The organism is Streptomyces sp. NRRL F-2580 (assembly GCF_000720115.1).
Lineage (GTDB): Bacteria > Actinomycetota > Actinomycetes > Streptomycetales > Streptomycetaceae > Streptomyces.
Genome location: NZ_JOIR01000028.1, coordinates 16533 through 40190 on the forward strand (window position 1 = coordinate 16533; position 23658 = coordinate 40190).

23 protein-coding genes and 1 pseudogene are annotated in these 23658 nt (G+C 73.3%); 8 read left to right on the forward strand and 16 right to left on the reverse strand.

Features of this window, described 5'->3' with window-relative positions; genetic code table 11:
* Positions 1-152 precede the first annotated feature (152 nt).
* On the forward strand, positions 153-617 hold the full coding sequence (locus IF88_RS0126435; protein WP_051837618.1) for a hypothetical protein: 465 nt from the start codon (positions 153-155) through the stop codon (positions 615-617).
* Between the two features lie 5 nt (positions 618-622).
* Here the strand turns inward: IF88_RS0126435 and IF88_RS0126440 are convergent, their stop codons facing one another.
* The 5 genes from IF88_RS0126440 to IF88_RS40885 form a co-directional block, all read right to left on the reverse strand.
* Positions 623-1012, reverse strand: coding sequence for a hypothetical protein (locus IF88_RS0126440; RefSeq protein WP_030717508.1), 390 nt, complete (start codon positions 1010-1012; stop codon positions 623-625).
* 26 nt (positions 1013-1038) lie between these two features.
* Positions 1039-1899, reverse strand: coding sequence for an Fpg/Nei family DNA glycosylase (locus IF88_RS0126445; RefSeq protein ID WP_030717510.1), 861 nt, complete (start codon positions 1897-1899; stop codon positions 1039-1041).
* Between the two features lie 20 nt (positions 1900-1919).
* Complete coding sequence (locus IF88_RS49130) at positions 1920-3173, reverse strand: hypothetical protein (RefSeq protein WP_030717512.1); 1254 nt, start codon at positions 3171-3173, stop codon at positions 1920-1922.
* A gap of 142 nt (positions 3174-3315) precedes the next feature.
* Complete coding sequence (locus IF88_RS0126455) at positions 3316-5379, reverse strand: SpoIIE family protein phosphatase (RefSeq protein WP_030717515.1); 2064 nt, start codon at positions 5377-5379, stop codon at positions 3316-3318.
* Between the two features lie 7 nt (positions 5380-5386).
* Entirely contained in the window at positions 5387-6637 is a 1251-nt protein-coding gene (locus IF88_RS40885; RefSeq protein ID WP_051837585.1) for a DUF6777 domain-containing protein, read from the reverse strand.
* A 232-nt stretch (positions 6638-6869) separates the two neighbouring features.
* Here IF88_RS40885 and IF88_RS0126465 point away from each other — a divergent pair, with 232 nt between their 5' ends.
* From IF88_RS0126465 to IF88_RS0126475, 3 genes are read left to right on the forward strand one after another with little or no spacing between them, the layout of a single operon-like run.
* Positions 6870-7796 carry a YndJ family protein gene (locus tag IF88_RS0126465; RefSeq protein WP_051837588.1) on the forward strand — a complete coding sequence of 309 codons (927 nt, stop codon included), beginning with the start codon at positions 6870-6872 and terminating at the stop codon, positions 7794-7796.
* A gap of 53 nt (positions 7797-7849) precedes the next feature.
* A complete protein-coding gene (locus tag IF88_RS0126470) occupies positions 7850-8383 on the forward strand; it encodes a DUF1990 family protein (RefSeq protein ID WP_030717527.1) in 534 nt (177 codons plus the stop codon).
* A 20-nt stretch (positions 8384-8403) separates the two neighbouring features.
* On the forward strand, positions 8404-9846 hold the full coding sequence (locus tag IF88_RS0126475) for a lipase maturation factor family protein (RefSeq protein WP_030717537.1): 1443 nt from the start codon (positions 8404-8406) through the stop codon (positions 9844-9846).
* Here the strand turns inward: IF88_RS0126475 and IF88_RS0126480 are convergent.
* Positions 9832-10815, reverse strand: a complete 984-nt coding sequence (locus tag IF88_RS0126480) for an NAD-dependent epimerase/dehydratase family protein (RefSeq protein ID WP_030717541.1) — start codon at positions 10813-10815, stop codon at positions 9832-9834. The two genes, IF88_RS0126475 and IF88_RS0126480, sit on opposite strands and share 15 nt — an antisense overlap.
* Positions 10816-10994: 179 nt before the next feature.
* Positions 10995-11168, reverse strand: a complete 174-nt coding sequence (locus IF88_RS45750) for a hypothetical protein (RefSeq protein WP_199808141.1) — start codon at positions 11166-11168, stop codon at positions 10995-10997.
* Between the two features lie 296 nt (positions 11169-11464).
* Here IF88_RS45750 and IF88_RS0126490 point away from each other — a divergent pair, with 296 nt between their 5' ends.
* Positions 11465-12040 carry a metal-dependent phosphohydrolase gene (locus IF88_RS0126490; RefSeq protein ID WP_199808139.1) on the forward strand — a complete coding sequence of 192 codons (576 nt, stop codon included), beginning with the start codon at positions 11465-11467 and terminating at the stop codon, positions 12038-12040.
* Between the two features lie 18 nt (positions 12041-12058).
* Here IF88_RS0126490 and IF88_RS0126495 read toward each other — a convergent pair whose 3' ends face one another.
* On the reverse strand, positions 12059-13546 hold the full coding sequence (locus IF88_RS0126495; RefSeq protein WP_030717546.1) for an SDR family NAD(P)-dependent oxidoreductase: 1488 nt from the start codon (positions 13544-13546) through the stop codon (positions 12059-12061).
* A 292-nt stretch (positions 13547-13838) separates the two neighbouring features.
* Here IF88_RS0126495 and IF88_RS47380 point away from each other — a divergent pair.
* A pseudogene (locus IF88_RS47380) lies at positions 13839-14579 on the forward strand (DMT family transporter); the annotation flags it as partial.
* 96 nt (positions 14580-14675) lie between these two features.
* On the opposite strand, the gene IF88_RS0126510 reads toward IF88_RS47380, so the two are convergent.
* Entirely contained in the window at positions 14676-15977 is a 1302-nt protein-coding gene (locus IF88_RS0126510; RefSeq protein WP_030717552.1) for a transglycosylase family protein, read from the reverse strand.
* A gap of 194 nt (positions 15978-16171) precedes the next feature.
* Here IF88_RS0126510 and gndA point away from each other — a divergent pair, with 194 nt between their 5' ends.
* Positions 16172-17617: an NADP-dependent phosphogluconate dehydrogenase gene (gene gndA, locus IF88_RS0126515; RefSeq protein WP_030717554.1), complete on the forward strand. Its 1446-nt coding sequence runs from the start codon at positions 16172-16174 to the stop codon at positions 17615-17617.
* A 243-nt stretch (positions 17618-17860) separates the two neighbouring features.
* Here gndA and IF88_RS0126520 read toward each other — a convergent pair whose 3' ends face one another.
* From IF88_RS0126520 to IF88_RS0126540, 7 genes are read right to left on the reverse strand one after another with little or no spacing between them, the layout of a single operon-like run.
* Positions 17861-18499: an aspartate/glutamate racemase family protein gene (locus tag IF88_RS0126520; protein WP_234323706.1), complete on the reverse strand. Its 639-nt coding sequence runs from the start codon at positions 18497-18499 to the stop codon at positions 17861-17863.
* Entirely contained in the window at positions 18496-18855 is a 360-nt protein-coding gene (locus IF88_RS0126525) for a GNAT family N-acetyltransferase (protein ID WP_030717560.1), read from the reverse strand. The genes IF88_RS0126520 and IF88_RS0126525 overlap by 4 nt, the downstream gene beginning before the upstream one ends.
* Positions 18856-18870: 15 nt before the next feature.
* Entirely contained in the window at positions 18871-19290 is a 420-nt protein-coding gene (gene panD / locus IF88_RS0126530) for an aspartate 1-decarboxylase (protein WP_030717564.1), read from the reverse strand.
* Between the two features lie 54 nt (positions 19291-19344).
* Positions 19345-19665, reverse strand: coding sequence for a hypothetical protein (locus tag IF88_RS42345; RefSeq protein WP_051837592.1), 321 nt, complete (start codon positions 19663-19665; stop codon positions 19345-19347).
* Positions 19662-20162, reverse strand: a complete 501-nt coding sequence (locus IF88_RS44160) for a serine hydrolase domain-containing protein (RefSeq protein ID WP_234323717.1) — start codon at positions 20160-20162, stop codon at positions 19662-19664. Before IF88_RS44160 ends, IF88_RS42345 begins: the two co-directional genes overlap by 4 nt.
* On the reverse strand, positions 20096-20338 hold the full coding sequence (locus IF88_RS48280; RefSeq protein WP_051837596.1) for a hypothetical protein: 243 nt from the start codon (positions 20336-20338) through the stop codon (positions 20096-20098). Before IF88_RS48280 ends, IF88_RS44160 begins: the two co-directional genes overlap by 67 nt.
* The gene (locus tag IF88_RS0126540) at positions 20338-21666 is read right to left on the reverse strand and encodes a DUF2254 domain-containing protein (RefSeq protein ID WP_234323707.1); all 1329 of its coding nucleotides are present in this window, start codon (positions 21664-21666) and stop codon (positions 20338-20340) included. The genes IF88_RS48280 and IF88_RS0126540 overlap by 1 nt, the downstream gene beginning before the upstream one ends.
* A gap of 102 nt (positions 21667-21768) precedes the next feature.
* Between IF88_RS0126540 and IF88_RS0126545 the strand changes: the two genes are divergently transcribed.
* A complete protein-coding gene (locus IF88_RS0126545; protein WP_030717569.1) occupies positions 21769-23616 on the forward strand; it encodes a glycoside hydrolase family 15 protein in 1848 nt (615 codons plus the stop codon).
* The last annotated feature ends 42 nt before the right edge of the window (positions 23617-23658 follow it).

Here is a 23658-nt window from a genome sequence, read left to right on the forward strand (position 1 = left end):
GTGCGTCCAACTTGCGTAAACATCCCCCGCCCGGTCAGCCGCTCGGTGAAGGCTCGAGCTGACGACGACGGGATGCTCGAAGCGTGGGAGAAGGTGGAACGGTGCAGCCCGAGGGTACGAACGGCACCAGTGACGGCGGGCTCGCGGTGCCCATGGCCTGGCTCTACGCCGAGTACATCGCGGACGAACTGCTGCGTACCGGCCGGCTGATCCCGGTCAGCACCCTGGAGTTCCGGGCCGGACGCGACACGCTCGCCCTGACGATCTACCTCTCGGACGCCGCCGGCGAGCTCTCGGGGATCCGCGTGGTCTCGCAGCTCGACGAGTGGATGTCACTGACGGCGTACGGACACCCCTGGCGCGACTGGGTGCACACGCGGTTCCTCGCCCTGGGCGAGGAGGCCAGGGAGCGTGGCCGCGGCGAGGACCCCGACCTTGAGCTGGCCCGGGCGGCGTGGCGCTGGCTGGACCGCACCGAGCTCTTCGCCACCAACCTCGACCCCGGGCGGCACGGCCACGCCGACACCCCGCCGGGACTGGACGAGAACGCGCGGGTGTGGACCCCCGCCTGGCAGCTCGGACTGCCGCTGGGCCACTTGGCGATGCACCTGTTCTGACGCCCCTACGCGGACCGCTCGGCCGGGTCGGTCACCAGGCCGGTGAAATCGGCCTCGTTGCGCTCCGCCCGGGTGACGTACCACCGGGCGATGAGCCACATCACCGGATACACCAGCAGCCCGAGCACCACCCACACGAGCGGCCCCGACGCGGCCCTCGGCAGCGCGAACAGCAGCGGCAGCGTCCCGACCAGCACCACGAGCGCGGCCAGCGCCCCCAGCCCGGCGCGCAGCTGGCTGCGCATCAGTGCCCGTACGTAGGTGGCCCCGAGGGTGGTGTGCTCGGAGATCTCCGAACGGGCCGGGGCGTGCGCGGGCGGCCGGCGGCGGGCGCCCCGGGGCACCCCGGTGACGATCTCGCGCCGGGGCGGCGACTGCTGCTGCTCCTCGGCCATGGCGTGGGAGTCTACGCAGCGCCCCGCTATTTGAGGAGCCGCGACAGCCGCCGGTCGGCCAGCGGCTTGCCGCCCGTCTGGCAGGTGGGGCAGTACTGCAGCGAGGAGTCCGCGAAGGACACGGAACGGACGGTGTCCCCGCACACCGGGCACGGCTCCCCGTCCCGGCCGTGCACGCGCAGCCCGGACTTCTTCTCGGCCTTGAGCGCGCCGGCGGCCACGCCGTGCGCCCGGGCGACGGCCTCGCCCAGGGTGGCGCGCACGGCCTCGTAGAGGTGGGTCACCTGGTCCTCGTCGAACGAGGCGGCCAGCTTGAAGGGGGAGACCTTCGCCGCGTGCAGGATCTCGTCGCTGTACGCGTTGCCGATGCCCGCGATGACGCTCTGGTCGCGCAGCAGGCCCTTGATCTGCCGCCGGTCCCCGGCGAGCAGCGCGGCGAAGGCGTCCCGGTCGAACTCGTCGGCCAGCGGGTCGGGCCCGAGGCGGGCGATGCCGGGGACCTCCTGGGGGTCGTGGACCACGTAGACGGCGAGGCGCTTCTGGGTCCCGGCCTCGGTGAGGTCGAAGCCGCCGCCGCCCTCCAGTACGACCCGCAGCGCGAGCGGCCCCCTGCCGGGGCGCGGCGGCTGCGCGGGCAGGGTCTCCTGCCAGCGCAGCCAGCCGGCCCGGGCCAGGTGGGTGACGAGGTGGAGCCCGCCGATCCGCAGGGCCAGGAACTTGCCGTACCGGGCGGTGGCGCCGGCCGGCTGCCCTTCGAGGGCGGACAGTGGCGGATCGTACGTCTTGAGCACGCTGACGGCGAGCGGGAGGACGCGCTCGACCACCCGCCCGGTGAGGTGCTCGTCGAGGTACTCCCGCAGGGCCTCGACCTCGGGCAGCTCCGGCATGGGTCCAGCCTGCCGCCGCCTCAGGCGAAACGCGAGCTGGGCACGGGGCCCGGTGACGCGACCCGGTCGCGGGGCGCCGAGAGCCAGCCGGTGCGGACGGCCGTCACGAACGCCCGGAAGGCCTCGTCCGGGTCGGCCGGGGTCGCGCCGTCGCCGCCGTCCGGGGCCGGGTCGGCCGTCGCGATCTCGCCGGCGATCTCCTCCTCGCGCCGGTCGTCGTCCTGCCACGGCGGGGCGACGTACTGGCAGAGCAGCGCGCTGGAGTCGGCGCTCACCGCGGGCGGATCCGTCCAGCAGGTGGCGTGCTCGTGGAGGATCTGGCCGTCGGCGCGCTCGCGCAGGGTGCGGACGACTTCCTGGTCGGCCGCGTTCAGGTCGTAGGCGACGACGAGGGTGTCCGCACGGTTCGGTTCGTACGGGACGACGGGCAGCCCGAGCACCCGGGCCGCGGCGAGCCCGAGGATCCGGTCGGACCGGCCGGGCAGCAGCGAGACGGTCGCGGGGGCGCGCCCGGCGGCCTCCAGAGCGAGCGCGAGCCGGGCCAGGCCGCGGCGGCACTGTTCGGGGCTGTCGCCGAGGTAGGCGTACCGGCCCGTCATCCCGGCGTCCCAGCCGTACGGGGAGAGGGTGCCGAGGAGGCCCCCGGTGAGGCCGTAGTGCCAGCCGCGCAGGTCGTCCGGGCCGAGCGGGTCAGGGTGTCCCGCCGCGCCCTGGGCCCTGCGGGACTGGCCGCTGCGCAGCACCTGGCGCGCCTGGCGCTTTCGCGCGCCCGACCACTGCGGGTCCTCGGGTGCGGGGAGGCCGAGCAGCAGCCCCTCCGCGGCGTCCAGGTCCCCGGCGAGCAGGGTGTGGTGGACCAGCAGGTAGGTCTCGGGCCAGGCGGGCAGCCCGCCGCCGCGGCCGGAGAGCAGCGCGGCGGCCTCCGCGTGCCGGTGCTCGTCCTCCAGGGCGGAGACCAGCTCGGCGAGGAGCGGCCGCGAGTCGGGGAGCAGCCGGAGCGCCTCGCGCAGGGGCGCGACGGCGAGGAAGGCGACGCCCCGCTCCACGCAGGCGTAGCCGAAGTCGTAGAGGGCCTGCGGTTCGTCGGCCCGCCTGGCGGCGGCCCGGGCGGCCGAGGCGAGGTCCTCGAAGCCGGCGGTCTCGGCCAAGGCCCGGGTGGCTTTGGCGAGTTCGGCGACGGGGAGGGTCTCCGCACGGGGGCGCAGCGAACGTACGGCTCCGGGCAGATCGCCTGCCTTGAGCAGCCGGCGGACGTCATCCATGGCGATAGTCATCGCCGTTGATCCTCACGGACCGGGCGCCGCCCCGCAACGCACTTTCCCCGCCCGGCACCACCGCCCGCCCCGCCGCGGCCCGCCGTGCCTCGCCGCGACCCCCCGCGGCCCCCCGCGACCCGCCGCGACCGCCGTCGGAGGTCTAGCCCATGACGAACTCGCACCACACGCACTTGCCGCCGCCGCGCGGTTCCACGCCCCAGACGTCCGCCAGCCGGTCCACCAGCATCAGGCCCCGTCCCGAGACCCCCGCCTCCCCCGCCTCGCGCCGCCGGGGCAGCGCGCTGGAGCGGTCCTCGACCTCCACCCGCAGTCTGCGCTCGTGTCCCGCCAGGACCCGCAGGGTGACGATCGCCGGGCCGTCGGTGTGCATCAGGGCGTTCACGATCAGCTCGTCCGCGACCAGCTCGATCTCGTCGGACCGCTCCCGCGCGCCCCACGCCCGCACCGCCGCCCCGATCATGTGGCGGGCCGCCACCAGGGCCTCGGGGTCGCCCGGTGCCACGTGCTGCTGCAGGCGGCTGCCGGCCTGCGGGGCGGCCGCCACCTCACGGCGCAGCAGGAGCAGCGCCATGTCGTCGTTCCCGCCCCGGTCGTCGGCGACCTCGCAGAGCCGGTCCGCCAGGAACTGCAGGTCCGACGGGCCGCTGCGGATCTGGGAGGCCAGCAGCCGGATGCCGTCGTCGAGATCGGCGCCGGGCTGTTCCACCAGGCCGTCGGTGCACAGCAGGAGCGTTTCTCCCGGGTCCAGTTCCACCGTGGTCACCGGGTACTCGAGCCGGCCGAACTCGGCCGACAGGCCGAGCGGCATCCCGCCCTCCACCGGGAGCCGGCGGCAGTCCCCGTCGCGGGTGCGCAGCAGGGGGTCGATGTGGCCCGCCCGTACCAGCTGGAGGACGCCGGTGGAGAGGTCGGCCTCCGCGTAGGTGCAGGTGGCGAAGCGGTCCGTGTCCAGCTCGTGCAGGAAGACGGAGGCCCGTGCCATGACCGTGCCGGGCGAGTGCCCCTCGGCCGCGTAGGCGCGCAGGACGATCCGCAGCTGGCCCATGACCGCGGCGGCGTGCGTGTCGTGGCCCTGTACGTCGCCGATGACGGCGCCGACCCGGCCGCCCGGCAGCGGGATGACGTCGTACCAGTCGCCGCCGATGTCGCGGCCCATCCGGGCGGAGCGGTACCGTACGGCGATCTCCCCGCCGGGCACCGACGGGATCCGCCTGGGCAGCATGGCCTGCTGCAGGCCCTCGGCGAGGTCGTGCTCCTGCTCCAGCAGCATGGCCCGCTGGAGGCTCTGCGCGATGCTGCTGCCGAGTGCGACGAGCAGGTTGCGTTCCTCCTGGGTGAAGCCGTCCTTGTCCTGGTAGAGCAGTCCGATCGCGCCGATGGGGCGGGCCTGGGCGATGAGCGGCAGGTAGGCGGCCGCCGAGATCCGCATGTACGAGATGTTCGCCCAGAGCTCGGGATAGCCCTCGGCGAACTCCTCCGCCGAGTCGAGGAAGCGCGGCTGGAGCGAGCGGACGACCTCGCTCATGGGGTACTGCTCGTCGACGCGGGTGTAGCGGGTGCCGGGGACGAAACTGTCCTGGGGGCCCTCGGCCACGAGGTGGATGCGCCCGGCCTCGACGAGGCCCATCACCATGCCCATGGAGCCGAGCCGCTCCAGGCCGTGGGCATCGCCGATGACGTCGATGACGTCCCGTACGGTCCGGGCGTGTGCGAGGGCGGCGGTGGTGGACTCGACGACGGACGTCTGGCGGCGCCGTTCCTCGTCCAGGCCCAGGCGCTCCGCCGAGTGGCTGAGCTCGTCGGTCGCGTCGCGGACGATGCCGATGATCCGGTACGGCCGCCCGTCCGGGCCGCGCATGACGCGGCCCTGGGTGTGCGTCCAGCGCAGCCGCCCGTCGTGGCAGCGGATGCGGAAGTAGGCGCCGTAGCTGTCCACCTTGCTCTTGAGCGCGGAGGAGACGAGGGCGTCGAGGCGTGTCGACTCGGTGGCCGGGACGCGCGGGGAGAGGGACTCGGGCCGGCCGTCGTATTCGTCGGGGGGCGTGTCGAAGACGTCCAGGGCCGCTTCGTCCATGTGCATGAGACCGGTCACGAGGTCCCAGTCGAAACTACCCATGCGGTTCAGCGAGAGCGACCGGTCCGGGTGTGCGGGCCAGTCGTCCGGCAGCGATACGGTGGTCGGCACCGATCCACCATGACACACCGGCCGGTCAGGCGCCCTCCAGCGAGTGGCTCCCGTCGGAGCTCCCGTCCGAGGGCTGCGGCTGCGGCTGCAGGTACGGGTCGGTGTACGGATCGGTGTGCGGGTCCCCGTACGGCTCGGTGTACGGGTCCCCGTACGGCTCGGTGTACGGGGCCAGCGGGGGCGGCATCGATCCGTCGGGCTCGGGCACGAGACCCGGGTCGTCCGGGTTCGGCTGCGTCAGGTCGAACGGGAGGTCCGAGGGGAGGTCCGAGGGCACGTCGCCGCCCGGCAGGTCGGAGGGGACGTCCGACGGACCGTCCGAGCGCGGCTGCTGCGGCCGGGGGACGGCGTCCGACGGCGAGCCCGGGTTCTGCGGGACGCCGGGGCTCTGCGGCGGGTTCTCGCCCTGGGGGTTCTGCGGGCTCTGCGGGGCCGATCCGCTCGGTTGGCAGTCCTGCGGCGCGCCGGGCTGCTCGCTCGGGCACGGCTGGGCCGAGGCGGGCCCGGACGGGGTGACGGGGCCCGTCGGGATCCCGTCGGCGGGGTCGAACTGGGGCAGCGCGCGCGGGGGCCGGTCCTGGGCCCCGTCGTCGCCCCGCTTGCGCTCGATCCAGGTGTTGTCGGCGATGTTGACGATCACCAGGTTGTTGATCACGTGGGTGGTGGGTTCGACGACGACGACCTGGTTGGGCTGGTAGCCGCTCCACGGGTCGCCCTTGTGCACCGGGGACCCCTTGGCGGCGAGCGGGGAGGCCAGCGGGTTCCCGCAGCCGCAGCGCACCCGGGGCATGCCGTGCTCGTCGACGAGGACGGCGGTGCCGGCCTGCAGGACGGACTGGAAGCCGTCGGGCCGGCCGTCGCGGAAGGCGTGGTTGGTGACCCGGGTGTCGGCGCGCAGCACGACGGGGGTCAGGCCGCGCAGGAACTCGGGGATGCTCGCCTGTTCGATGTCCGCGGCCTGGGCGAAGGCCCGGGCCTTGGCGTTGTCGGTGGTCAGGAAGTGGACCTGCTGTTCCACGTCGCAGCTGCCGAGCCGCTGGGTGCCTCCGTACAGGCCGGGGGTGGCCGCGTTGATCGTGCGGATGCCCTGTCCGGTCGGGTTGGGCAGCGGGGGCTGGACGGGGGCGGACTCGGCGGTGGCCGAGGAGGCGGTGAAGGGGTCGGGGCCGGCGGAGGCCACGGGCTGGAGGTAGACCTCCTGGCTCTCGGGTCCGGGGGCGCTCTTGGGCTCCTCGGCGCCGCCGCAGCCCGCGGCGAACAGCCCGAGGAGGGCCAAGAGGGCAGCGCCGGCCGGTAGGTGACGGCCCGACGTCTGACGAGGTGTCGGAACTGACGGTGCGTGCACGTGGATCTCCCTTTTCGCCCCGGTTGCTCCCTCCTGTCTGCCGCATGTGCGCGAGAGCCGCAACCGGAAGGCGTCTTGAACATGTTCAAGGAAGGTCGTAAGGTCATCCCCGTGAGTTGAACGCGTTCAAGGCGTTCGGCCGCAGCGTTGGGGGGAGTCCAGGGTGTCGGTACTGGTGAACGTGATCGTCACCCTGGGCATGCTCTACGTCGTCCCGGCGGGCCTGCGCCTGATCGACCCGGCCGGGCTCCGCCGGACCGCCCGCCTCTGGCCGCTGCTCGCCGCCCCCGGGGCGCTCTGCCTCTGGCTGCCGCGCGGGCTGCCCGCCACGGCGCTCGCCGCACTCTACGCGGCGGCCTGCCTGGCCCTCGCGGCCCGGGCCCCGGTCCGGCTGCTGCGGGGCCGTCACCCCTGCCGTGTACCGGGCCGTGTACCGATCCGGGTGCCGGACCCGTCCGGGATCGCCGTCGCCACCGCGCTGGTCTCGCCCTCGATCGCCGGGACCGCGCTGGTCGCCGAGCGTGCCGGGTACCGGCTCTTCGGCTTCGACCTCGACATCCTGGCGCTCACCGTGCCGCACTTCCACTTCGCCGGGTTCACGGCCGCGCTGGTCGCGGGGCTCGTGTGCCGGGCCGTCCGGGACCGGCCCGCGACGGGGCTCTCGCGCTGGGCGGCGTACAGCGTCCCGGCCGGCACCCTGCTCGTGCTCCTCGGCTACTTCGTCGACGACTGGGCGGAGCTCGTGGGCGCGGTGGTGCTGACCGGCGGGATGTGGGCCGTGGCGCTGCTGACCTGGCGGGACATCCGGCCCGCGGCCCGGGACCGGGGCACGCGGGCACTGCTCGCGACCTCGGCGGCCGTGCTGGCGGCCACCATGCTGCTCGCCCTGTGGTGGGCGGCCGGCGAGGCCACCGGGATCGTGCACCCCACGCTGACCTGGATGGCCGCGACCCACGGCCTCGGCAACGCCCTCGGCTTCGCCCTCTGCTCGGTGCTGGCCTGGCGCCGGCTCACCACCGACCGCTCCTCCCCCGGGGACGGCGACCCACGGCTCACGGCCGACCACCGGGCGCCGGCCGCCCACCACTGACCACCCACCGCTGACCACCCGCCCCTGGCCACCCACCGACTGGAGACCTCGCCATGACCCGCCTCATCAGCGCCGGCCGGGACACCGTCAACTACCCCGACAAGGGCGCGACGGCCCACCGGCCCCTGCCCGCCGGATACCACCACCTCAACCACCGCACCCGCCTCGGGCACGGCCGGGGCGTCTTCGAGGCCGCCGGCACCGCCGTGACCACCTTCCACGCGCACCGGGCCTCCGGGATGCGGGTGAGGGCCGATGCCGGAGCGGTCCGGCCCGGCAGCCGCGTGGTCGTCGGGATCGGCCTCGGGCCGCTGCGCATCGACGCCCCGTGCCAGGTGATCTGGACGGCGTACGAGCCCACCCGCATCGGCTTCGCCTACGGGACCCGGCCCGGCCACCCCGAGTGCGGGGAGGAGTCCTTCATCGTGGACATGGACCCCGACGGCACCGTGTGGTTCACGGTGACCGCCTTCAGCCGCCCGAACAGCTGGTACACCCGCCTCGCCGGCCCGGTGGTCCCCTTCCTCCAGCTGCGCTACGCCCGCTGGCTGGGCCACCGCCTGCGCAGGCTGGCCACCGCCGCCTGACCGGTCCGATACTGGAGGCGATGGACTGGTTCACAGCGCCCGGATACTGGCTCGCCCGGCTGGTCTTCCAGCGGGCCTTGGCCGGGATCTACCTGCTCGCCTTCGTCGGGGCCGCCCTGCAGTTCCGGGCCCTGATCGGGGCGCACGGCATGCTGCCCGTGCCGCACTACGTGCGGTACGTGCCCTTCCGGCACGCCCCGAGCCTGTTCCAACTGCACTACTCGGACCGCTTCTTCGCCGGCTGCGCCTGGACCGGCGCGGCGCTCGCCGCGGCGCTGGCCGCCGGGGCCGGGGACGAGGTTCCGCTGGGCGCCGCCATGGCGATGTGGGCCCTGCTGTGGCTGCTCTACCTCTCCGTCGTGAACGTGGGGCAGACCTGGTACTCCTTCGGCTGGGAGTCGCTGCTGCTGGAGGTGGGCTTCCTCGCCGTGTTCCTCGGCAACGCCCGGGCCGGGCCGCCGGTGCTGGTGCTGTGGCTGCTGCGCTGGGTGCTCTTCCGCGTGGAGTTCGGGGCCGGGCTGATCAAGATGCGCGGGGACGCCTGCTGGCGCAAACTGACCTGCCTCTACTACCACCACGAGACGCAGCCGATGGCCGGGCCGCTGAGCTGGTTCTTCCACCATCTGCCGAAGCCGCTGCACCGGGTGGAGTGCGCGGCCAACCACGTGACCCAACTGGTCGTCCCGGTGCTGCTGTTCACCCCGCAGCCGGTGGCCTCGTACGCCGCCGGGATCATCGTCGCGACGCAGCTGTGGCTGGTGCTGTCCGGCAACTTCGCCTGGCTGAACTGGCTGACGATCACGCTGGCCCTTTCGGCCGTGGACTTCACCGGGCTCGCGGGCGCTCCGCCCGCCGCCGCCTCGCAGGGGGCTCCCGTGTGGTTCGTGGTCCTGGTCTGCGCGGTGACCGCACTCGTGCTGTTCCTCAGCCGTCGCCCGGTGCTCAACATGATCTCGCGCCGGCAGGTGATGAACCGCTCCTTCGACGCACTGCACCTGGTCAACACCTACGGGGCCTTCGGCTCGGTCGGCCGGGTCCGCATGGAGGTGGTGGTGGAGGGCACCGCGGACCGGGTGCCGCACGAGGACGGCGGCGCCTGGCGGGAGTACGGCTTCCGGGGCAAGCCGACCGAACTGCGCAGGATTCCGCGCCAGTTCGCCCCGTACCACCTGCGGCTGGACTGGCTGATGTGGTTCGCGGCGATCTCCCCGGGCTACGCGCGGGACTGGTTCGGGCCGTTCGTGGAGCGGCTGCTGGCGGGCGATCGGGACACGCTGCGGCTGCTGCGCCACAACCCGTTCCCGGACGCGCCGCCCGTCTACATCCGGGCGCTGCTCTACCGCTACCGGTTCACCACCTGGCAGGAGCTGCGCGAGACGGGGGCCTGGTGGCACCGCACGCTCGTGCGCGAGTACCTCCCGCCGACCCGCCTCGCGGACCCCTGGCTGTCAGAGCCCGAGTAGCGCGGCCTCCCGCTCGGGAGAGATGCCGAGGACCGGCCGGTCCGGCCGCTGCGGGGTGACTTGGCCGAGCGTCCGCAGCCAGGCCCAGGTGTCGGCGACGGTCTCCTCGACCGGGCGGCACTGCAGTCCGGCCGCCAGCGCCTTGCCGACGTCCGCGCCGAACACGTGCGCGCGCGAGGGCCCCTCGGGGATCCAGACGGGCAGCTCGGTCCACGGCTCGACGCCGGCCTCCAGGAGCCGGGCCGGGTCGGTCCAGCGCAGCTCGGCGCCGCCGCCGGTGACGGCGGCGCAGGCGTCGAGGAGACCGCCCATGGTGGCGTGCCCGGGCGGGGAGACCAGGTCGTACGCGCCGCCGCGGCCCGCCGCGGCGGCGTCCAGGATCCAGCGCGCGAGGTCACGCACGTCGACGTACTGGACCGGGAGTTCGCGGGGGCCGGGAGCGAGCACCGGGCCGCCGCGGGCGGTGCGGTTGAGCCACCACGGCAGTCGGCCGATGTTCTCGTACGGGCCGAGGACGAGTCCGGCGCGCACCAGCAGGGCGCGGTCGCCGAAGGCGTCCAGGGCGGCGAGTTCACCGCCGCGCTTGTCCTCGGCGTAGGCGGTCGGACCGGCGTCCGGCGAGCCCTCGACGAGCGGGCCGTCCTCGCCCTGCCCGGCGGGGGCAGGGTAGGCGTACACGGAGCGGCTGGAGACGTACGCGTACCCGCCGGCCCGCTCCCGCAGCAGGCGCGCGCTGTCGCGCACCGCGGTGGGGGCGCCGCTCCAGGTGTCGACGACGAGGTCCCACTCCCCCGCGGCGAGGGCGGCCAGGCCGCCGGGGGCGGTGCGGTCCCCGTGCAGGGCCGCGGCGCCCGGCGGGGGCGCGTGGTGTCCGCGGTGGAAGACGGTCACCTGCCAGCCCCGGTCGAGGGCGTCCTCGGTGACCGCGCGTCCGACGAATTCGGTACCACCCAGCATCAGCAGCTTCATGCCGGCCAGCCTGCCCGGGGCGGGCGGGGCGGGGGAAGCGGTGATCGCCCTCGGCGATGACGCTCAGGGCGTAGCCGGTCGGGGAACCCGGCCGGACCGGGCTCGGACCTGCCGCGGCGGGCAGGGCAGCGCCCCCGGTGCGCGTGGGCACGAGGGGGCGCTTGGCACCGCTCTAGCGGCTAGTCGATACCCGGCAGGATGTGTGCTTCCGCCAGGTCGTCCTCGTAGCCGGCCAGTCGGATCGGGGCGGATCGGGCCCAGACCTCAAGGCTGCCGAGTTCGTCGGTACGGGGCTTCGCCCGCGTCACCGTCCGCTCCATGACCGTCGGTTCGGGCTTGGTCTTGTCAGTCACCGCGCACTCCTTTGTGTCGCGCAACCCGGCAAGCGGACCGCGAGCCGGGCAAGGGATAAAGGGTTTCCGGACGCGGTGGCGCCTTAGTGGAGCGCGGCCCGGGTGGGGGCCGTCTTGATGCCCCAGAGTACACATATGAGCGGACCTCCGCTCGATCGGAAGGCAAAATCCGCTGCGCCCTCTTACTTTCGCTCCTTGTTCAGCAAGTCGTCGGGCTGCGGGCACGTGGCGGATGATCTGCTCGACGCCGGACGAGCAGGGTGTGACGGAGGGGGTCGGCGGTGGCGGAGTCCGGGGTGCCCGAAGCTCAAGTGCCGTACGTCACAAGCGTCTTGGAACTGATGCAGCTCCTGCGCGGCAGCCCTGACGACCGGGGTCTGCGGACCGCGGCCCTGCTGCGCCGCTCGCACCCCTTCGACAAGGAACTGCAGCTCGCGGGCCTGCTCCACGACATCGGGCGGCTGCTCCGTCTGAGTGACGGGACGGTTACCGTCGGGGTGGCGGCGGAGGCGATCCGCCCTCTACTGGGCCGGCGGGTGGCCCGGCTCGTACGGCTGTCGGGCGGCCTCGGCGGCGACGGCGCGGCCGGCTCGCGCCAGGACACCGCCTCAGCCTCGGGCCCGGGCGCAGGCTCCGGCTCCGGCTCCAGCTCCGGCTCCGGCTTCGGCCCGGACGCCGAGGCGGTGTCCGCCCTGCGCCACGCCCGGGACTCGGCCGCCGCCGCGGACCTGGACGCGGGCGTGCTGGAGGACTGGCGGCCGCTGCTGGACCTGGTCGCGGCCGGGGCCTGCCGGGTCGGGCCCTCCCGGAACGCGACCGACCCCCTCGGCGCGCCGAGGGGGTCGAGAAGGTCCGTCAGGGGCCTCCCCTAGGAGGGGGAGGCTCCGGGGTCACCAGTTCGCCGGGGCGTAGTCCTTCAGGAAGACGCCGAACAGGTCCTCGCCGAGCTCGCCGCGGACGATCGGGTCGTAGACCCGGGCCGCGCCGTCGACCAGGTCGAGCGGGGCGTGGAAGCCCTCCTCGGCGAGGCGCAGCTTGTCGAAGTGCGGGCGCTCGTCGGTGATCCAGCCGGTGTCGACCGAGGTCATCAGGATGCGGTCGCTCTGGAACATCTCCTGGCCGCTGGTCCGCGTCACCATGTTCATCGCGGCCTTGGCGGCGTTGGTGTTCGGGTGGCCCGCGCCCTTGTAGCCGCGGCTGAAGACGCCCTCCATCGCCGAGACGTTGACGACGTACGCCCGCCCGCTGGACGCCTTCCGGGCGGCCTCCGCCATGGCCGGGCGAAGGGCGCTGATCAGGATGAACGGCGACGTGTAGTTGCACAGCTGGGTTTCCAGCAGCTCGACCGGGGAGATCTGGTCGATGGTCTGCACCCAGGTGTTGCTCTCGACGACGTCGGGCAGCAGGCCGCCCGCGTCGATGGCGGTGCCGGCGAGGTGCCGCTCCAGGCTGGCGTTGCCCGCGACCAGGGCGAGGTCGGCGACCTTCTGCGCCTCGAGCCCGCTCACCCCGACGGGCAGCGCCGCCAGGCCGTCGACCGCGCCGGAGTTGAAGGCGCCGATGACCTGGTGGGCGGGAAGCTCACCGGCGGGCAGCGGGGCGGCCTCGCCCTCGACCAGCGCCGCGTAAGCGCTGGGCAGGCGACGCACGGTCTGCGTCGCGTTGTTGATCAGGATGTCGAGCGGACCGGCGCCGGCCACCTGGTCGGCGAGGGCCACGGCCTGGGCGGGGTCGCGCAGGTCGATGCCGACGACCTCCAGGCGGTGCATCCACTCCGCCGAGTCCTCCATCGCCTTGAAGCGGCGGATGGCGTCCTTGGGGAAGCGGGTGGTGATCGTGGTGTGGGCGCCGTCGCGCAGCAGCCGCAGCGCGATGTACATGCCGATCTTCGCCCGGCCGCCGGTGAGCAGCGCGCGCTTGCCGGTGAGGTCGGTGCGGGCCTCGCGCCTGGCCCGGTTCCGGGCGGCGCACTCGGGGCAGAGCTGGTGGTAGAAGTAGTCGACCTCGACGTAGCGCGTCTTGCACACGTAGCAGGAGCGCGGGCGCTGGAGTATCCCGGCGATCCGGCCGGCCTCCGTGACCGAGGAGGGCAGGATGCCCTCGGTCTCGTCGTCGATGCGCTCGGCGGAGCCGGTTGCGGTGGCCTCGGTGACGGCCCTGTCGTTGGCGGTCTTGGCGGCGCGGCGCTCCTGACGGCGGCGCTGCTTGACCGTGCGGTAGACACCGGCGGTGGCGCGGCGGACGGCGATGGCGTCGGGGTGGTCTACGTCGATCTTGTCCAGCTCTTCGAGCACGCTGAGGCAGAGCGCCAGCCGCTCGGGGTCAATGCCCGGCCCGTAGTCCTGCCCCTGCTGCCGGCTGTCTTCGGTCACCGTCATGGCCGCTGCGTTCCTTGATCACTCGTCCGCATCCGCCTGCTGCGGAAGTCCTCAAAAGGGGAACTGTACGGATCCCACGCACCCGGAGCCAAACCCGATCCCGGAATCCTCACGGACCGCGAGCAGGTCGTCACCGTAGGGGGTTGCCGCGGTGACCCGCGGGCGCCGTAGGGGTCGTCTTCCCGCCGTGGCGAGGGCCACGCTGGCGTACTCCCGTACTACGTCGGGAGTATGACCGGTGACCACCTGTGGGCGGAGGAATAGCGCAGATGGGTCGGGCATTGTGGACCTTATGAGTGCACTGGCGCTGGCGGTCCTGCTCTGTCTCGTGTCCGCCCTGGCGTACGCGGGTGGTGCGATCGTCCAGGAACGGGTCGCGGCGAGCACGCCGGACCGCCCCTACGCCCCGCTGCGGCGCGTCGGCTGGTGGGTGGCGGTGGGGCTGAACGGCCTCGGCGCGCTGCTGCACGTGGTCGCCCTCGCGTACGGGCCGTTGAGCGTGGTGCAGCCGCTGGGCGCGCTCACCATCGTCTTCGCCCTGCCGCTGGCGGCCGTGTTCGTACGGCGCCGGGCGGGCACGGCGGCCTGGCGCGGGGCGGTGCTGGCCACGGTGGGCCTCGCCGGGCTGCTGGCGCTGACCGGCGGGGGCGGACGGGCGGGGCAGGCACTGGCGGGCGGCGAGCGGAACGTGCTGCTGACCGTGACCGGGGCGGCGGTGGCCGTGCTGTTCGTGGCGGCGCACCGGATGCACCGGGCGGTGCTGCACAGCGTGCTGCTGGCCGCGGCGGCCGGTACGGCCTTCGGCATGGCCTCGGTGTTCACGAAGTCGGTGGCCGAGGACTTCGCCCCCGGGGCGCTGGGCGGCCTGTGGCCCGATCTCGTGGCGATCGCGGCGCTGGCGGCGGCCGGCCTGCTGCTGTCGCAGGCGGCCTACCGCGGCGCGGGGCTGACCGCGCCGCTGGCCACCGTGACGGTGGTCAACCCGGTGGTCGCGGCGACGGTCGGCATCACGCTGTTCGACGAGGGCTTCCGGTACGGGGCCGCCGGCACCGCCGCGGCGGTGGCCAGCGCCCTCGTGGCGGCGGCCGGTCTGGTGCTGCTCACGGCCGTGCCCCCGCACGTGCGGGGGTCAGATGCGGACTCCGTGGCCCCGGAGGTACTTCAGCGGGTCGATGTCGGAGCCGTAGCCGGGCCCCGTGCGCATCTCGAAGTGCAGGTGCGGGCCGGTGGTGTTGCCGGTCGAGCCGGAGCGGCCGATCCGCTGGCCTCCGGAGACCTGCTGGCCGGCCTTGACGCCGAGGGCCGAGAGGTGGGCGTACTGGGAGTACCGGCCGTCGGTGTGCTTGATGACCACCTGGTAGCCGTAGGCACCTGCCCAGCCGGCGGAGAGGACCTGGCCGGGCCCGACCGACTTGACGGTGGTGCCGGTGGCCACGGGGAAGTCGACGCCCGTGTGGTAGCCACTGGACCAGTGGGAGCCCGAGACGCGGTACGCGGTGCCGAGGGCGGCGTCGACAGGGGCGGAGAAACCGCCCGCATCCGGCTTCTGCTGCGCTGAGGCGGGCTGTGGCGCGGGCTTCTCCGCCGGCTTTTCGGCCGGCTTCGGCGCGGGCTTCTCGGCGGGCTTCTCGGCCGCCGGTTCCGCGGGCTTGACCGGTTCGGCGGTCCGCGGCGGCTTCTCGGGGTCCTGCCTGGCGGGCGGCGGCGTCGACGGCTCCGTCGGCGGCTTCGCCGGTGCGGCGGTGATCCGCAGGGTCAGCCGCTGGCCGGGGAAGATCAGGTTCGGGTTGGCGCCCACGGTGGCCCGGTTGGTCTCGTACAGCGCCTGCCAGCCGCCGTCGACGCGCTGCTCGGTGGCGATCGCGGAGAGCGAGTCGCCGGGCGCGACGACGTACGGGTTCGGCAGGACGGAGGTCCCCGTCGGACTGGGCGTGGCGCCTTGGGCCGGGGCGGCCGTCTTCACCGGCTGGGACGGCGCCACGGCCTTGGGCTGCGCCGCGGACTGCGCCCTGGGCTGCGACGGCGCCGGCGGGGCGACGGCCGGCGCCGGGCCGCTGCGGGTGAGGCCGGCCTTCTTGCCGCACTGCGGCCACGCCCCGGGTCCCTGGCCCTTCAGGACCTTCTCCGCGACCGCGATCTGCTGGTCCTTGGTGGCCTGGTCGGCGCGCGGTGCGTAGGCGGCGCCGCCGAAGGCCCGCCAGGTGCTCTGGCTGAACTGGAGGCCGCCGTAGTAGCCGTTCCCGGTGTTGATGCGCCAGTTGTTGGTGGACTCGCAGGCGGCGACCTTGTCCCAGGTGTCCACGGTCGCGCCGTGGGCGACCCCGGCGCCGATGAGCGGGAGCGCCATCCCCGCGCCGCCGGCGGTGACGGCCAGCGAGGCCCGGTTGATGCTGCTCGGCTGATACCGGCGGTGCCGGCCCCGTACACCCATGGGAGCCCCCCTTGAAGACATCAGGAACCGCACAACTTAACGTTGCGAACAGGGCATGACAAGGGGCGCAACGGGGCGGTCGGCACCGGTACTTGACGGTGTGTTGCCCGTCAGGTGATCCACGGGCGGCCGCGTGGCGGTAGCGTCGGCGGTCCCGCACACGGAAGCACACCGAAGCACGCAGGAGCGCAACGATGAGCACCAGCACAGCCCAGATCGGCGTCACCGGGCTCGCCGTCATGGGCAGCAACCTCGCCAGGAACTTCGCCCGCAACGGATTCACGGTGGCCGTACACAACCGGACCGCCGCCAAGACCACGGCCCTGGTGGAGGAATTCGGGCACGAGGGCGCCTTCGTGGCCGCCGGGTCGGCGAAGGAGTTCGTCGACGCGCTGGAGCGTCCCCGCCGCATCGTGATCATGGTGAAGGCCGGGGAGCCGACCGACGCCGTGATCCACGAGTTCGCCCCGCTCCTGGAGGAGGGCGACGTCATCATCGACGGCGGCAACGCCCACTTCGAGGACACCCGGCGCCGCGAGAGGGAACTGCGCGAGCAGGGCATCCACTTCGTGGGCGTGGGCATCTCCGGCGGCGAGGAGGGCGCGCTCCTCGGCCCGAGCATCATGCCCGGCGGCTCGGAGGAGTCGTGGGCGTCACTCGGCCCGCTGCTGGAGAAGATCTCCGCGAAGGCCGAAGACGGTACGCCGTGCACCTCGCACGTGGGGCCCGACGGCGCCGGACACTTCGTCAAGATGGTGCACAACGGCATCGAGTACGCCGACATGCAGCTGATCGCCGAGGCCTACCACCTGCTGCGCGAGGTCGCGGGCTACTCCCCCGCGCAGATCGCGGAGACCTTCCGGGGCTGGAACCGGGGACGCCTGGACTCGTACCTGATCGAGATCACGGCGGAGGTGCTCGCGCACACGGACGCCGCGACCGGCCGCCCGTTCGTCGACGTCGTGGCCGACGCGGCCGAGCAGAAGGGCACCGGCCGCTGGACCGTGCAGATCGCCCTGGACCTGGGGGTGCCGGTGTCGGGGATCGCCGAGGCGGTCTTCGCCCGGGCCGTCTCCGGCCACGCGGACCTGCGGACGGCCGCCCGCGGGCTGGCGGGCCCGACCGCCGCCGCGCTCGCGCCGGAGGCGGCGGAGGCCTTCGCCGCGCAGGTGGAGCAGGCGCTGTACGCGTCGAAGATCGTCTCGTACACCCAGGGCTTCCACCAGATCCGCGCGGGCAGCGAGGAGTACGGCTGGGGCGTGGACCTGGGCGCGATGGCCTCGCTGTGGCGCGGCGGCTGCATCATCCGGGCCGCGTTCCTCGACCGGATCCGGGCGGCGTACGACGCCCGCCCGGACCTTCCGAGCCTGCTGGCCGACCCGGGCTTCGCGGACGAGATCGGCGCGGCGCAGCAGGACTGGCGCGCGGTGATCACGGCCGCCGTGGGCCAGGGCATCCCGGTCCCGGCGTTCGCGGCCTCCCTCGCGTACTACGACGCCCTGCGCGCCGAGCGGCTGCCGGCGGCCCTCACCCAGGGGCAGCGGGACTTCTTCGGCGCGCACACCTACCGGCGGACCGACCGCGAGGGCTCGTTCCACACCCTCTGGAGCGGCGTCCGCTCGGAGGTCCGCACGGACTGACGCCCTGCACCAGGCCCGGACAGGGCCTAGCTGAGGGGCCCGGGCTGGGGGATCGGCGCGGGTCCCGGAGGCGGGGGGACCGGGTCCGGCTCGGGTACCGGTCCGGGCACCGGCGGCACGGGCCGCGGCATGGGCTCGGGGTCGGGGTCGGGGAACGGCCCGGGCCCCGGGACCGGCGGCTGCGTCTGCTCTAGGTTTCGTCCCATGTTGTTCAGTTTCCCGCGATCGCGGCGGGTACGCCCGCTACGGCGCCGCCGTACGCAGCGCCAGACCGGCGGCCAGGCCCGGGGCCGGGCTGGACAGCACCGGGACCGGGTTCGTGGTCAGGCCGGCGGCCCCGGCCATCGAGGCCTGGGCGAGCACGATGACGTCCGCGCCGGTGACGGCGTCGGCGGCCGCGGCCACGCGGGCCAGGTACCCCGCCGTGTCCCCCGCCTCGAAGCGCTCCCAGGCCCCGGCGACCAGGTGCGTACGGACGGACACGCGCCGCTCGCCCGCCTCGTCGGCCAGCAGCCCGGCCGTCGGGGCGAGCGTGGACTCCAGGGCGGCCAGTACGGCGATCCGCGCGCCCGTGCGCACCGCCGCGGCCGCCATCGGCCGGTCCACGCGCAGCACGGGGGCACCGAGCTGCGGAGCCAGCGACTCCGCGGTCGCGCCGATGGTCGAGCAGGTGACGAGCACGGGCGCGGGCCCCGCGGCGGCCAGCAGGGCCAGGAGGGCCGGAGCCACCGCCCCGGGCCCTTCGGCGCGGGCCCGTTCCAGCAGCTCCGGCGCCACCAGGTGCCGCAGCACGGCCCCCGGGTGGCGCCGGTCGCGCAGCGCGTCGAAGACCGGGACGTGCACGGGCGAGGTGTGCAGCAGGACCAGGCCCGGGCCCGTCACCAGAGGTCGGAGTCGGCGTCGAGCTGCGCCTTGGCCGCCGCCACGACCTCGGCGGCCGGCTCGGGCGCCTGGTCGGGGTGCTTGGCGGCCCAGCTCGCCGCGTACGGGCAGAGCGGCACCACGGGCACGCCCTCGGCGGCGGCCATCCCGTAGAAGGTCCGCACCAGCCCCCCGGCGATGCCCCGGCCCTCGTGGGCGGGCTCGACGACGGTGTGCACCGCCACCAGGGCGTGAGGCGCCTCCGCGAGCACGAAGTAGGCGATGTATCCGACCACCGCCCCGTCCTCCACGGCGAGCAGCCGCCCGGCCTCGCGCTCGTCCTGGAACTCGATCGGTGTGCTCTGGCTCTGCGGCATGGTCCCCGACCCCCGTCAGACAGCCACCGCGTGGGGGCTGCGCTCCTGATCCGTACCCGGCACCGGGGCGGAGGGATCCGCGCCCAGCTCGACGATCCGGTTGTCGCCGTCCACGTGCACGACGCGGGGCTTCAGCGCCCGGGCCTCAGCGTCCTCGACCTGTGCGTAGCTGATGAGGATGACCAGGTCCCCGGGGTGCACCAGATGGGCCGCGGCCCCGTTGATCCCGATGACCCCGGACCCGCGCTCGCCCTCGATGACGTAGGTCTCCAGCCGGGCGCCGTTGGTGATGTCCACGATGTGGACAAGCTCCCCGGGCAGCAGATCCGCCGCGTCCAGCAGATCGGCGTCGATGGTCACGGAGCCGACGTAGTGCAGGTCGGCCTGGGTGACGGTGGCCCGATGGATCTTGGACTTGAACATGGTGCGAAGCATGCGAATACTCCCGATATGTCTGCTCCCTGCCTGCTTCACGCAGGTCAAGGGCGGTCATCGGAGCCTACAACGATTCGCGTCTCCGGTCAGCTCTCCCCAGCCAACGATGTCCATGTACCGCCCTTCCTCGATGCCGCGCCCGCGCCGGACGTCGCCCACGCTCACGGCTCCCTCCGTGACTCCGGTGAGCAGTTCCGTTCCGCCTATGCGACCGGTGCGGTAATGGTCGGCCCAGCGGACGAATTCTCCGGGGGTGGTCTGGACGGAGCCGTCTCCGTACTGTCTCCAAGGGAAGGAATTGGGAGTGAACGAGCCGTCCTTCTCGTCGTACGACTTCGCCTTGCCGGGAACGTCCACCCCCGGGGACAACCTCATGCGCAGGTGCAGCGAAGTGAAGAATTCCTGTTGGAGGAAGGCCGGGAACAGCTGGCCGGTGACCCTCTCGACGACAGCGCCAAGAGGACGTAGTTGGAGTTGGAGTTGGAGAATCGCCTGCCCGGCGGATCCTCCGGCTGCGAGGCGAGGATGGCCTCGATCGCTTCCTTCTGCCCGGCCGGATCCGTCAGCTCGATGCCCTTGGCCTCCAACAGGTCCTGGTAGTCGGTGATGCCGCTGGTGTGACGCATCATGTCGCCCAGCGTGACCTTCCGCGTCCAGGCGGGCGGATCGTCGAGGAATGCGGACAGGGGGTCGTCCAGCGCGAGTCGGTGCCGCCCGGCCAGCAGGAGGACGGCGTCCGCGGTGAACTGCTTGGAGTTGGAGGCCATGTCGAAGACCGTCTTCGAGGTGATGGCGCGCCCGGTCGTCAGATCGGCCTCCCTCTCCCCGCCTCCCAGACGACGCTTCCCCGTACGCCGACGGCTGCCGCACAGCCCGGGCCGTCGGGAGAAGGCACCAACTCCCGGAGAACGTCCGCGCTGCGCTCCTCGCGGTCGTCGCCGGTCGCGTATGCCTGCGGCTGTGCGACACCGGCCAGTACCACCGCGAGCATGGCGCCCCCGGCAGTGCACAACGACACCATCCGGCTCACGGACACCACCTTCCTCATCAGGGAGCGATCTCGGGACGCGCCCCGCCGCCGAGGCCCTGTCGGTCGGCCGTGCGCGCGGCGGCGCGGCGGGCGGGGTCGGTGAACGCCCGCCGGACGGCTTCGTCGAGGAGGGCGAGCTCCGCGCGTACCGCCGGCAGCCGCTCGTCCGGCAGGGTTTCGAGGAGGTCGTCCAGCAGTGCGCGGAGCCGCCTGCACACCTGGAGGGACGTGGCCCCGTACTCCCGGATCTCGGTGACGCCGAGCTCCAGGTAGTCCTCCCAGCCGCGGCCCTCCACCACCAGCCGGGGCCGGCCCTCGCCGTCGGCGAGCACGTAGCGGCCGCGGAGCCGGGCCCGGCCGACCACGTGCAGGAACGTGTCGATGTGGTTGAGCACCTGTACGGCGGTCGTGGGGTCGTTCACGGCGGGCGAGAGGGCGCGGATGGCGATGTCGACGAGGACGCGCAGGGCGAAGGCGGGATCCTGCTCGATGGTGCGCTCGGTGCCGAGGGCGACGAGCCCGGTCAGCCGCCGCGGGTCCGGCGCCCGCGCGCACCCGTGGGCCTCGACGAGCGAGGTGCCGGGCGGTACGAAGTCGCCGACCTGGTGGGCCAGTACGAGGACGCAGTCGTGGCGGACGGCGGTGGCGATCAGTCCCGCCGCGTCGAACGCCTGGATGACTCCGCCCCGTTCGGACCGGATGAGGGTCACCGGACCGGCGGACGGCGGGGTGGACCCGTCGTGGGCCGAGGAGTGGTGGATGCGTTCCGTCGCGCGCAGGAGCACCTTCTCCCCCAGGCGCCCCACCAGGTCGGCGATGGCCACGGGCCGGAGGTTGTGGGTGAACCGGTTGAGGTAGATCAGCAGAAGCACGAGGCTGAGGGAGACGGCCACGCCGGACAGGGTCACTCCCAGGTCGGGGACCATGTCGGACTCGATCCTGCGCAAGAGGGAGAAGGCGTACGCGAACGTCCCGGCGAACGTGGCCAGTACCGCCTTCTGGAGTCGGTCGCGGTACCACAGGCGCATGTAGCGCGGGGACAGCGTTCCGGTGGCCTGCTGGACGACGAGGACGCCGATGGTCACGACGAACCCGAGCAGCGCGACCATGGCTCCGACGACGGAGCTGAGCACACTGCTCGCCGTCGACGCGGAGTACCGCCAACTGTCCGGCCACCAGCCCGCGCCCTCCACTCCGGCGGCCCACTCGGCGAGCAGGGCTCCCAGCAGGAGTCCGATCAGAGGGATGATCCACAGGCTCGCCTTGACGTACTGCATCAACCGGAAGCGTGCCGCCCAGGAGATCATCGTCCGCTCCCGCCTGAACATCCGGCTCGTGGTTCTCATACTAGAGCCGTTCACCGGCGGGTGCAGGGGCGCGGCGTTCCCGGCGGGCCCACCGGGAACGCCGCGCCTAAGCTGAGGGAGTGGCGTCGGAAGGGTCCTCCCATGGCTGACTACCCGCTGATCGAGAACCACGGCCTGATCGGTGATCTGCAGACCGCGGCGCTGGTGACCACCGAGGGAACCATCGACTGGTTCTGCTGCCCGCGCTTCGATTCGCCCAGTGTGTTCGGAGCTCTTCTCGACTGGGAGAAGGGCGGCCATTTCACGGTCAGACCGACGGACGAGACGTACACCACGAAGCAGCTGTACCTGCCGGACACCGCGATCCTCGTGACGCGGTTCATGACCGAGGCCGGTGCCGGCGAGGTGGTCGACTTCATGCCGGTGACCGGAAGGACGGCCACGGACCACCACCGCCTGGTCCGCATGCTCCGGTGCGTCCGCGGCAGCATGACGTTCCGGATCGACATCGCCCCACGGTTCGACTACGGGCGCAAGCCCCACACCCTGCGCCTCACCGAGAACGGGGCGGTGTTCGCCTCGGACGATCTGGAGCTCACGCTCAGCGTGGTGCGCGAGCCCGAGGACGAACGGGTGGTGCACACCCTCACCGGCGATCACGACCTGCGCGTCACGCTTCCGCTGGAGGCCGGGCAACAGCGTGGGCTGGTCATGGAGTCGGCCGCGGAGGGGCCGCCGCGCGAGATCCGCGTCGCCGAGTTCCAGGAACTGTTCGCCGAAACCCGGCAGTTCTGGCGCTCGTGGCTCCACCAGTCCCGGTACTCGGGCCGCTGGCGCGAGATGGTGGAGCGCTCCGCCATCACGCTGAAGCTGATGACGTACGCACCCAGCGGGGCCCTGGTGGCGGCCCCGACGGCCGGTCTGCCGGAGCAGTTGGGCGGCGAGCGCAACTGGGACTACCGGTTCACCTGGATCCGGGACGCGTCCTTCTCCGTGTACGCCCTGCTGGGACTGGGGTTCACGGAGGAGGCGCGGGCGTTCATCGCCTGGCTGGGCGACCGGGTGAAGGAGAAGGCCGGCAGCGACGGCGACTCGGGGCCGCTGAACATCATGTACCGGGTGGACGGTTCCTCCGACCTCTACGAGGAGACCCTGGACCACTGGGAGGGGTACCAGCGGTCCGCCCCGGTGCGCATCGGCAACGGCGCGGCGACGCAGTTGCAGCTGGACATCTACGGCGAGGCGCTCGACAGCATCTCCTTCGCCCACCAGCACGGCATCCACCTGGACATCCACGGCTGGACCTCGCTGCGCACCCTGCTGGAGTGGCTCGTGGACCACTGGGACCAGGCCGGTGAGGGACTGTGGGAGACCCGGGGCGGGCGCAAGCACTTCACGTACGGCCGGGTGATGTCGTGGGTCGCGTTCGACCGCGCGCTGCGGCTGGCGGTCGCCCACGGCCGACCGGCCGAAAGCGGCCGCTGGGCCGCCGAGCGCGACAACATCTACGAGCAGATCCTGGCGAAGGGCTGGGACCCCGACCGCAAGGCCTTCGTGCAGCACTACGGCAGCGATGTGCTCGACTCCGCACTGCTGCGGATGCCGACCGTGGGGTTCATCACGCCCGACGACCCGATGTGGCAGTCCACTTTGGATGCGATGGACCGCGAGCTGGTCACCGACAGCCTGGTCTACCGCTACAACCCCGAGGCATCGCCCGACGGCCTGCGCGGCAACGAGGGAACCTTCTCCCTGTGCACCTTCATGTACGTCGACGCGCTGGCCCGCGCCGGGCGGGCCGATCAGGCCAGGCTGGTACTCGAGAAGATGATGACGTACGCCAACCACCTGGGCCTGTACTCCGAGGAGATCGCCCTGACGGGCCGCCAGCTCGGCAACTTCCCGCAGGCGTTCACCCACCTTGCGCTCATCGACGCGGCCATCACCCTGGACGAGACCCTGAACCGCATGGCGCGGAGCGGCGGCTAGGGCCTCCCGGCACCCCCGGGCAGCCGGGAGGCCCGGTCGAGC